The sequence below is a fragment of the Streptomyces sp. NPDC047042 genome, assembly GCF_040644035.1.
GTDB lineage: Bacteria > Actinomycetota > Actinomycetes > Streptomycetales > Streptomycetaceae > Streptomyces.
Genome location: NZ_JBEYVP010000120.1, coordinates 1 through 1,311 on the forward strand (window position 1 = coordinate 1; position 1,311 = coordinate 1,311).

Below are 1,311 nucleotides of genomic sequence, written 5' to 3' on the forward strand. Positions count from 1 at the left end.
CCCGTCGCGGACAAGACACCGACGGACACGGAATGCCACCCCGAGCGGCTGCCCGAAGGGCCACCCGTCCTGACCATCTGCCAGCGCCACCTCGCCGCAGGTCACGTCGTCCGCCGCAAAACCACCTCGAGCGACCTCAACACCCCGCTGCACGGCCACACCACCACCTGCAGCCAATAACCCCCACCACCGAAAGGGCCCTCAACGCGCGCCCTGAAGCACTCCACCTCAGCCGCCCTCGCCTCGCCTGCCGACACCACCGCCCTGACCACCGCCGCCCCGGCCTGTTGGGCGACGCTGCAAATACCGACGATCAGTCGCACCGGCAACGGCTTCCACTCGGCCGGAATCCTCAAGTACAAGGCCGGGTCGGGCCGTTGCCACTACCTCGCCGACGGCTACAGACAGCTGGACCGGTCGGGCGACGGCGAGAGCTACCGCAGCCCGATTCTGTTCACCGCCTCGCCGGTCGTCTGACCCCCGCACCGCGTCCGGACCGCCGTCACATGAAAGCCGCCCCGCCATGAGCCACCGGCCCGCGCCCCGCGCCCGCCGCGCCAGCGCCAGCCCCCTGTTCACCCCGCACCACACCGACCGCGCCTCCCGAAAAGCCGCCCGCCGACAACTCGCCGAGGCCACCGCGAAGGCCCGCGCCGAAACAGCCGCCCACACCGGCGGCGCCAGCCTCGAGGAACGGGAGTTGCCGCCGCCCCTCTTCCCGTCCGCCGGCCGGCCTGGCCCCGCGTCCTCCCGCCACAACCGGCTCAAGCTGCCCACCCACCGCATGACCACCGCCACCGCGAGCGGGGCCTACCCGTTTCTCGCCGAAGGCGGCCTCGGCGCCGAAGGCACCTACATCGGCCGCGACGTCCACGCCGAAGCCTCCTTCTGCTTCGATCCGTTCACGCTGTACGGCAAGGTCGAGGGCTTCACCAACCCCAACGTGCTCCTCGCGGGCGTGATCGGGCAGGGCAAGTCGGCGCTGGCCAAGAGTTTCGCGCTGCGGTCGATCGCCTTCGGGTACCGGGTCTACGTCCCGTGTGACCCGAAAGGGGAATGGACGACCGTGTCACAGTCGCTGGGCGGTACCTCCATCGCGCTCGGGCCGGGCCTGCCCGGAAAGCTGAACCCTCTGGACGCGGCGCCGCGGCCCCACAGTGTCTCCGAGGCCGACTGGGCGGGCGAGATCCGCAAGCGCCGCCTGCTACTGCTCGGCTCACTGGCCCGCACCGTGCTCGGGCGGGACCTGCTGCCGATGGAGCACACCGGTCTCGACGTCGCCCTGGACGCCGTCGTCCATCGCGCCGCAGC

Annotated in this window: 1 protein-coding gene and 1 pseudogene; both read left to right on the forward strand. The window is 71.6% G+C overall.

The genetic code is table 11. The features are described from left to right. The coding region (locus ABZ855_RS48365; protein WP_360820471.1) for a DUF6238 family protein at nucleotides 1-180 on the forward strand (180 nt) is incomplete at its 5' end. A 343-nt stretch (nucleotides 181-523) separates the two neighbouring features. Then, nucleotides 524-1,311, forward strand: a pseudogene (locus ABZ855_RS48370) (ATP-binding protein); the annotation flags it as partial.